This is a genomic window from Persicitalea sp. (assembly GCF_041751555.1).
GTDB lineage: Bacteria > Bacteroidota > Bacteroidia > Cytophagales > Spirosomataceae > Persicitalea.
Map to the genome: position 1 here is coordinate 1 of NZ_JBGSXF010000364.1, position 9,178 is coordinate 9,178.

The 9,178-nt window shown below is 48.0% G+C and carries 9 protein-coding genes; 2 read left to right on the plus strand and 7 right to left on the minus strand.

Going from position 1 to position 9,178, the window contains the following annotated elements:
* From ACEW8P_RS13110 to dctA, 6 genes are all read right to left on the minus strand, one after another.
* On the minus strand, positions 1-980 hold a 980-nt coding region (locus ACEW8P_RS13110; protein ID WP_373513528.1), incomplete at its 3' end, for a carboxypeptidase-like regulatory domain-containing protein.
* A gap of 588 nt (positions 981-1,568) precedes the next feature.
* Entirely contained in the window at positions 1,569-1,805 is a 237-nt protein-coding gene (locus ACEW8P_RS13115) for a hypothetical protein (RefSeq protein WP_373513529.1), read from the minus strand.
* A 40-nt stretch (positions 1,806-1,845) separates the two neighbouring features.
* Positions 1,846-3,012, minus strand: a complete 1,167-nt coding sequence (locus tag ACEW8P_RS13120; RefSeq protein WP_373513530.1) for a glycoside hydrolase family 43 protein — start codon at positions 3,010-3,012, stop codon at positions 1,846-1,848.
* A gap of 55 nt (positions 3,013-3,067) precedes the next feature.
* Positions 3,068-3,229, minus strand: a complete 162-nt coding sequence (locus ACEW8P_RS13125) for a hypothetical protein (RefSeq protein WP_373513531.1) — start codon at positions 3,227-3,229, stop codon at positions 3,068-3,070.
* Between the two features lie 335 nt (positions 3,230-3,564).
* Positions 3,565-4,215 (minus strand): hypothetical protein, encoded by a 651-nt coding sequence (locus tag ACEW8P_RS13130; protein ID WP_373513532.1) that lies wholly within the window; start codon positions 4,213-4,215, stop codon positions 3,565-3,567.
* Between the two features lie 168 nt (positions 4,216-4,383).
* Positions 4,384-5,709, minus strand: a complete 1,326-nt coding sequence (gene dctA / locus ACEW8P_RS13135; protein WP_373513533.1) for a C4-dicarboxylate transporter DctA — start codon at positions 5,707-5,709, stop codon at positions 4,384-4,386.
* A 162-nt stretch (positions 5,710-5,871) separates the two neighbouring features.
* Between dctA and ACEW8P_RS13140 the strand changes: the two genes are divergently transcribed.
* Both ACEW8P_RS13140 and ACEW8P_RS13145 read left to right on the plus strand, forming a co-directional pair.
* Positions 5,872-6,870 carry an NAD-dependent epimerase/dehydratase family protein gene (locus ACEW8P_RS13140; RefSeq protein WP_373513534.1) on the plus strand — a complete coding sequence of 333 codons (999 nt, stop codon included), beginning with the start codon at positions 5,872-5,874 and terminating at the stop codon, positions 6,868-6,870.
* An 87-nt stretch (positions 6,871-6,957) separates the two neighbouring features.
* Positions 6,958-8,364 (plus strand): tetratricopeptide repeat protein, encoded by a 1,407-nt coding sequence (locus ACEW8P_RS13145; RefSeq protein WP_373513535.1) that lies wholly within the window; start codon positions 6,958-6,960, stop codon positions 8,362-8,364.
* A 65-nt stretch (positions 8,365-8,429) separates the two neighbouring features.
* Here the strand turns inward: ACEW8P_RS13145 and ACEW8P_RS13150 are convergent, their stop codons facing one another.
* On the minus strand, positions 8,430-8,960 hold the full coding sequence (locus tag ACEW8P_RS13150) for a hypothetical protein (RefSeq protein WP_373513536.1): 531 nt from the start codon (positions 8,958-8,960) through the stop codon (positions 8,430-8,432).
* Positions 8,961-9,178: the final 218 nt, after the last annotated feature.

A 9,178-nucleotide genomic window follows, 5' to 3' on the forward strand; every position in this document is an offset into this window, starting at 1 on the left:
GAATTCTTGGTTTTTATGGGATAAATCTTCTCCCCGTTCTGCCCCAAAAAGTACTCGCCCGTGGTAGTGACCACATCCTCGCCGCCGGGCCGGGCCGAGATTTTATCGCCCCAAGAGTTGGCCGAAGTCGGGCTGTACTTGCCGCCCGTTCCCTGTCCCCAGGTGCTTTGCAGCGGGTGCTTGCGGTTGATCTCATCCACCGAGTAGCTGGCTGAGTAGGAAATTTTCATCCGCTGGTTCAGCTTGCCCTGTTTGGTGGTAATCACCAACACGCCATTCGCCGCCCGCGAACCCCACAGAGCCGCCGCCGAAGCACCTTTCAACACCTGCACCGACTCAACGTCTTCGGGATTGAGGTCGTTGAGCCGCGATTGCTGCGAGGTGCCGCCCGAGCGCGAACTACCGCTACCGTACAAGTTGTCGTTGGAAATCGGGACGCCATCCACGATTATGAGCGGCTGCGAGGAGCCACCGATGGTGTTGGCCCCGCGAATCTGGATGCTGGTTCCCGCGCCGGGGTCGCCGTTGGCACGGGCGATCTTGACGCCCGAAGCCTTGCCGGCCAGACTGTTGAGGATACCCACCTCGCCCGTCGTCTTTATGGCCTGGGAGGATACTGTGGAGGAAGTCGAGCCGGAGCGGTCTTTCTGGGTCTTGAAGCCCAGTGCGTTGACTACTACCTCTTGCAGTTGATTGCTTTCTTGATCCAGCGACACATTGATAGCCGTTCGACCATTGATGTCCTGAGTCACGGTGGCGTAGCCAATAAAGCTGAACGCCAATTGCGTGGCGTTTTCGGGTACGCTTAGGCTGTAATTGCCCGAAGCATCCGTCGTAGTACCCGTGCTGGTTCCTTTGACCACCACGCTGACACCGGGCAACGGCGACGACTGCTCGTCGGTTACCTTGCCCTGAATTTGAGTTTGTGCGTGAACTTCAAAAATTACGAAGCTCAGCAACAGGAGGAGAGTTTTCTTCATACGAGAAAAGTTGGGTTGTGTATTGAAATAATTAGCTGGTATGCAAGGGATGACGCGCAAAAATAGCACTACCTCGACAAAACATGGTGGCAAAGTAGTACTTTTTTGGGGAGGTGAGTCGGGAAATTGTTTGAACGGTAGTGGGTAAAGTGAAGAAATCCTGGCTTTCACAAGAATTTTCCCATCATTGCAAAATTGTAATTTTCAATTTGGCATATTTTTGGATTCGCTTGAAGTCGGCTTTGTTGTAAGTGAAGAGTTCTTCGCAGTATTCTTCGGCGATTGCGGTGTGGAGACAGTCGTTGATGTGCTGGAAGCCAATCTTTTAGGCAATTTCGATTGCTCGATTGAAATGAGAGACTTCGTACGTGGTAGTCAAGTAAGGGAAGTTTGTCCGTAACATATCTTCGATTTTGCGTGAGTCCACGTTTAAGCGAGATAAAACGTACGATGTTTCCTGTAGCGTGAGTAGCGAACAACTGAAATGCCCGGCAGCAGTAGAATCCTCGTAATATTGAATTGCTTCAATATGCTTTCGAGGATCTTGCTCTACGTAATAATGTACCAATACGTCTGAATCGAAGTAAGTCATAGGTACATTTCGTCGGCGAGTTCAGAGAAGTTTACATCTGGATCGACCTTAAAGTCTTTTAAACTGAGGCGAATTTCTTCGGTTTTTCGAAAAAGCTCTTTCTCATCAACTGGCTGACTCTCTTCCACGTCTTCCACTACAATCTTGATTTTCTTCTCGCCAAACAACGCCCGGACGGACTTGATGAAATTGGCATTCAACTCGGCGGTATTCAATTGAAATGTCTGTGTCATGGCTTTTTTTTGTTAAAAATAAGAATATTCTCCTAAAGCCTCACTTTCCACTAACCGCCACCGCTGCCCCCGAAGGCAATTTTTGGGGCGTGGTAGTCGGCCCTAGTACCGTTATGGTGCCATTTTTTACCTCCATTCGGTCGATGCACACTACGCGTTCGTCCCCGGTCTTTGCGGTTCGGGCGTGATAGACGCAGAACATCTCCCGGCCATCCGGCGAATAGGCGATGCTGTTGTGTCCCGTACCCGTTACCGAGCCGCCCTTTTCTGTGTTCTTTTGCAAGATGGGGTTATTAGTCGCTTTTTTAAATGGGCCCAGCGGTAATTTGGCTGTAGCGTAACCAACGGCGTAATTCTGGCCGCCAAAGTGATTGGCCGAGTACATCATATAATACGTGCCGTCTTTCTTGAACGTGACCGAACCCTCCGTCCAGCGGCGATTCACTTCCTGCGCCGTGACCGACCGACTTTCCCATTCCGCCTGCTTGTTGCTGAGTGAAACAGGAGGGCGCAGTATTAAAACAGGTTCACCAATCACGCCGGAAAAATCGGGCTTAAGCTCGACGCCATACACCCAGCTTTCTTCAATCTCCTCGAACCAGCCTTTTTTCCGAGCCAAGTCGGCCACTTCGCTTTCCACCGGATGCTTGTAGCAGCAGCGCGAATAGTACAGGTAGGCTTTGCCGTCGGTATCGAAGAACACGTTGGCATCGATAATCGGATAGCCGGGATCGAAGACCGGCTGCTCGGCTATGTCGATGAAAGGGCCAGTGGGTTTGTCGGCCACGGCTACCCCGATCCGAAAGTTTTCCAATTCGCGGGTGGGGTTCACTTTCCATTGCGCACTGTAAAATAGGTAGTACTTCCTCTTCACCTCATACACTTCGGGTGCCCAGTAGGCCCCACCCCAGGCTGCCTTCGGATCGCTCCAGCCGTTTTTGTTGTCGTGGAAATACACCTGTCCTTCGGGCTTCCAATTCACCATATCCTTGGAGGAGTAGGTCACAAAGCCCTTTTTGGCCCCGCCCCCCGTGCCGTACATATAATAGGTGTTCTGGGTACGCAAAATATAGGGATCGCCGAACTGCACGGGTAAAGGATTGGAAAAAGTGGCCTTGGTCGTGGTGGGGTTTTGCGGCGTTTGGGCCAGGGAGATACCGTCGAAAATTGTGACGAAGCAGAGAATCAGTAGTGTTGATCTTTTCATGTTGAGAGAACTAGATTTTGCATGATCGAAGTTTGATAGATTGGAGCATTCATTTTCAATCATTTTTTTTGCTTTCCTTATCCGCTTGGGCGGCAACTTCTCTTATTTGCTCAATGGTGATGCCTTTGAGGGATTCGTTCACCCTATCAAGCTTCCTTTGTACGATTATTGCTTCTGACGCCCTTTGTCTTGCTTGTATTTCCTCTGATTCTTCCATGATTTAGTACTTTTAATTCTATTTTGAAAAATCTAGCTAGAATTATTTCGAAACTTTTCGATACTTATATTGTCTCTTTCCAACTTATTAGTAGACCTCTAAATAAGTTCCTGTTTCTGGGTTGTAAGAATTTGGTAAAAGCCTTTTTTTACGCTAGGTAATGCTCCCTGAAAAAAGATGAAATGAATTGGACGGTAATGTCGGCGTATCATCAAAGGTGACTGCCTTAGAAGAAAAATATTTTGTATATAACATACTATAAATCAGATATTTGAATATTTGAAACAAAACTGATAGGCCCAATTAAAAACAGTAATAAAAACATAAGGCAAAGATTAGTTCTTTGCTAGATTTTTTCCAAAAATGAAAAGAAATTGTTCAATATTCTCGCTATCAACATTCATAATTCTAGCAGTATGATTAATTAATCCTAAATAATCTAAATATCTAACTTCTGCTGTTGTGTATGATATTTTGCTGATTGGAATAAATTCGCTGTATATTTTATTCTTAAATACTTCTATGAGCCTACTGTCTAATATAAGACAGCAATGGCTATTAAAATATATGTTAAAATAATAAAGCATCTTACTGTACGTAGAGATTCCTAAGCCAGGAATTTTCTTGAAAACTTTGCACATTTCAGTAAAATCTTTTGACAAAAGGTTAGAACTATTTTCGTACTTAACTAGTGTGCTTTCAAGTAAGTCAATGTTTTTCAAAATACTCAGGAAATAGTTATTTCTCATTCCACGAGGATAACCCCAATATACTGCTAATACAATTCGTTGCTTAGCATTTACAGTATTAAAAATATCTTGACGACTAATTGTCATACTGTTTTTAACACCAAATAACCTATCGTTCATATCATTTAGCCATGAGAACTCTTTTTCAGCTTTTTTCCAATTACTTCGTTTTGTTTCAAAACACTGTTGTCTGACTGGTAGGTTTGAAATCAATGGAGCGTAGTTACTGATTCTCATAATTGGCATATTCATTTTTAACAAAAAGCTTAGTATATAATCAAAGTTATACCTTACTAATCCCGATTCCAAATTCAGATTAGCAGTCGTCTCTCGTCATCTACAACGCGAGTACGCTTGTACGCGGATCGCGTTGCAAACGCGAAGAGATAACGACCTGATTACAAATCAGGCCGAGCGATTCCTTTCCTCCCTCCCGCCAGGCGGCCCTGTCCTTTCCTCCCTTCCTCCTTCCAAAATCCCCAAATTATCCACCAACACATCCTCCGTCTCCGCCAAATGCCCGAAAGCATATTCCATCTTCGCCCGGTCGAAATCGCCTTCGTTGTTGGCAATCCAGATCGTCGCCACGCCATTGCCGATGAAATTGGTGATAGCCCGCGCTTCGGACATGAAGCGATCCACACCCAGCAATAGCGCCAGTCCTTCCAACGGGATGACCTTGATGGCTGTGAGCGTGGAGGCCAGCACTACGAAGCCGCTGCCCGTGACGCCCGCTGCGCCCTTGGAGGTCACCATCAGGATGCCGATGATCGTGAACATTTGGGTCAGCGTCAGTTCCACGCCATAGACCTGCGCCAGGAAAATCGTCGCCATCGAAAGGTAGATCGTCGTGCCGTCGAGGTTGAAGGAGTAGCCCGCCGGAACTACCAGCCCCACGGTGGGTTTGGAGCATCCCATACGTTCGAGTTTCTCCATGAGCGAGGGCAGCCCCGCCTCGGACGACGAAGTACCGAGCACGATCAGCAGTTCTTCGCGGATGTAGTTGAGGTACTTGAGCAGACTGACTTTATAGTAGCGTAAGATCAGGTAAAGTACCACGAAAATGAATAGGGCCATCGTGATATAAACCGTCAGCATCAGCTTGCCGAGCGGCAGGAGCGTGCTGATGCCGTACTTCCCGATGGTGAAAGCCATTCCGCCAAACGCCCCGATGGGCGCAAACATCATCACAAAGTGCAGGGCTTTGAAAACGTACTTCGAGAGGTAGTTCAGCACGTCCAGGATGCGCTGCTTGCCATTGAATTTGCTCAAAAATATCCCGAACAAGATCGAGAACAGAAGTACCTGGATCGTGAGGTTATTTTTGAAAAACTCCCACATACTGAAACCCTTTTCGGCTTCCTGGGCGAATTTCGAGACATCGCCCGCTGCCGAAGCTTCGGTCATTCCGGCGGTAACTACCCCGTCACCGGGGCGGATAAGGTAAGCTACCGCTATGCCGATTATGAGGGCGAAAGTCGTAACTACCTCAAAATATAGCAGTGCTTTGCCGCCCACTTTTCCCACTTTTTTCAAATCACCCATTCCACTGATACCCAGCGAAATAGTCAGAAAGATAATGGGATTGATGAATACTTTGACCACGTCGATAAAACCCGTACCCAAGGGCCGCATTTGTTGCCCTGTTTCGGGGTAAAAATGCCCTATCGAAGCGCCGCTTACAATGGCCGTCAATACCCAAAAGGTGAGGTTTGTGAAGAGTTTTTTCATAGAAAGAATAATCAGCAGGTGATTAAGGAGCTTTGGCAGGGTATGAAAAATGGGAAGCAACCTTCACCAAAGAAAGAGAGAAACCCCTTCATTTCAAAAATAGGGGCTAAATTAGCGCGGCTAGCCCCTGAACCTGGCTACTGTCCTCCTTCAATCAATCCCATGCGAATTCTGATTACCGGTACGACCGGACTTGTAGGTAGTGCCACCGCCCGACGGTTTCTGACTGCCGGGCACGAGGTCACCGCTCTGCACCGAGCCAATTCCGACCGTTCGCTGCTGCGAGACCTGGAAGGTCGGATCGAATGGCGGGAAGGCGATATTCTTGATGTTTTATCGCTGGAAACAGCGATTGTGGATGTAGATTATGTGATTCACGCGGCAGCAGTGGTTTCCTTTGTACCACGCGACGAAGCAGCCATGTACAAGGTCAACATAGAGGGAACTGCCAATGTCGTGAATGCCTGTCTCAAAAAGGATATTCAAAAACTCTGTCACGTCAGTAGCGTAGCGGCCCTGGGGCGACCGGACCCTCGTCTGATTGGCAACGATGCTCCGATCGTCATCGACGAAACCCAGCGTTGGACCGATTCTCCCAACAACTCGGCCTACGCCAAAACTAAGTACCTGGCTGAGCTGGAAGTGTGGCGCGGCATAGCCGAAGGGCTTTCGGCGGTTGTTGTGAATCCTTCCCTGATTTTGGGTGAGGGCGATTGGCAGAAAAGCAGTACCCAATTATTTAGATACGTGTACGACGGCATGCCGTTCTATACCGAGGGGACTGTCAATTACGTGGATGTTCAAGATGTAGCCGAAGCTGTCTATCAACTCACTTTGTCGGAACTCGTAAACGAACGCTTCATCCTGAGCGCAGGGACGGCTTCATACCAACAGCTTTTCGCCAAAATAGCCGAAGGGTTCGGAAAAAAAGCGCCGCACATTAAGGTTGGTTCATGGCTGTCTGGTGTTATTTGGCGGGTCGAAGCGCTGCGTTCGTGGCTTACGGGTAGTCGCCCGTTGATTACCAGGGATACTGCACGTTCGGCGGCTCATCGATTTGAATACAGCAACGTCAAAATCGAGAAAGCCTTGTCTTTTGATTTTCAGCCGCTTGACAAAACGGTAAAGCGGGTGTGCAAAAGTTTTTTGGGGACAGAATGAGGTAGAAACAAGATTTATCACTAACTTTCTTCTATCAAAACAGCGCAAAGGCATTTTTGTCCGAGCGATATTAAACCTTTCTGTGTAATGGAGCAGGATTTTGACGAAAGAAAAAACTATATGAAGGAAACCCTCCGCCGCTTCGAGCGAATGCTGAAAACGGACGAGCGGGAATTCTTTGATTTGGACTCTTACGAACAGGTCGCAGAGCATTATCTGGATCAGGGTGATTGGGACAAGGCTATCAAAGCGTGTAATCTGGGGTTGGAGAACTACCCCTACTCGCTGGAATTGATGCTGAGTAAGGCCCAGCTTTACGCCAATCGCGCCGATTACGAATCAGCCCTGGAATTACTGGAAAAAGCTGCTCTCTTTCATCCCGGCGATACTGAGGTGCTATTCATGCAAGGAGCCATTTATAATTTGATGGGAGATTTCGAGCAGTCGATCAGTATCCTGGAAGGCATGTTGGATACCGCCGAAGAGACCGACGAAATCTACTACCAAATCGGCCAGACCTACCAGAACTGGGGCAAGTTCGAGGAGGCGGTGGTCAGCTACAAGCAGTCTATCGCCCTTAATCTTGACAATGAATACGCCTTTTACGAAATGGCTCACTGTCTCGATATGCTATCGCAGCTCGATAGTCATCTTGAATACTATAAGAGCCTTGTGGACCGTGACCCGTACTCGCACCACGCTTGGTACAATCTGGGCATCGTGTACAGCAAACTTGAGCGCTTTGAGGAGTCCATCGAGGCTTACGATTACGCCACTTTGGTAAAGGAGGATTTCGCTTCGGCTTATTTTAATATGGCCAACTCCTTCATGAACACGGAGGACTTCGAGAGCGCAAAGTTCAATTACCACAAGGCTATCGAACTGGAAGGTAAGCAACCCGAAACCTGTTGCTGTCTGGGCGCTTGCTACGAAAGGCTCGGCCAATTCGAGACTGCCGCCAATCATTACCGCGATGCTGTCAAACTCGACAGCGAGTGGGACGATGGATGGTACGGCCTGGGGATTTGCATGAGCGAGATGAACCGCTGGCACGAAGCCGTCGGATTTCTGCGCCGGGCCATAAAAATCACTGAACTAAATCCCGACTATTGGTTAGCTCTGGCTGAATCAGAGTACCGCCTGGGTAATGTCGTGTCTGCCTTCGAGGCATTCGAGAAATCGGCCGAAATCGAACCCGGTGACCCTGAGGTTTGGCTCAAATGGTCGCTCGTCCTCTTCGATCAGGGTAATTACGCCCGTGCCTGCGATCTGCTGTCGGCCGCTGTGGACGAAATTCCCGAAAACGCCGATTTGTATTACCGCCTTTGCGTGTATTTGATTCATGGCGGTGAATATCGCGAAGCGTTACTTAATCTCGAAATTGCGCTTACTTTGGACTACGAAGCCCACGTGCAGCTATTCGATTTCTTCCCCGAATTGGAAAAGCAAAAAGCGCTTTACAAGATCATAGAGCAATACCGGCAGAAGAATTAGTCTTCAATAAACGCTTTGGAGATTACTAAGCTCATTCTATTGGTTTTCAGTAATTCAAAATTCTTCTATTCCTTTCTTAACTTCTCGAAAGACTTCGCCACCTCGCGAAAAGTATTGCCTGCCACCTTGGTACTTTCATCCTGTTTGATAGAGCCACTTCGCAAGGCATCCATTACAGCGCACATCGCCATGCGGCTGCTGGCGTACTGCTTATAGAATTCCTCACTTACCGGCACGCGCGATTGCGCAAATTTTTCCACCAGGATTTTTAGAGATGATGATGCCTCAAGCGGGTTGTTGTTGCGATTAGCCATCATTCGGTCGAGCGTGGCGGCATCTGCCTTAGCGGCTTTGGATAGAGTATCAGCAAGCGAGTTTTGCTGGACGCTGTCAAACTTGTCGCTGGCGTAAAGCCACTGCATTTTATCGAGCGGACAGCCATTCTCCAGAGTACTATTGTCTTTGCTGCCAGCCACTTCCTCCCTGACGCGGGCGTTGCCTCCTCCCGCCGTGGTAGTCTGTGGAGGCGAAGTGCTTGCGCATTGGGTCAGTAGAAAGATACCGAACAAACTGAGGGCCTTTTTTAAATTGTTCATTGGAAGGGTTATTTAGTATAGTGCGAAGACAAATATGGGCCAAAACGGTTTAAATTTTTGCATCGGGGGCAGAAACTACCCAAAGCGACACCAGATTTTATCCAAATGTCTAATTTGATGTCACCTTATTCCAGCGACAGCGGTCTTTTTTCCCCATCCTGACTGTTTCCCCTACTCTAACATTGATTTCGACCGTGCAAATCCTGTTGATCTGATCC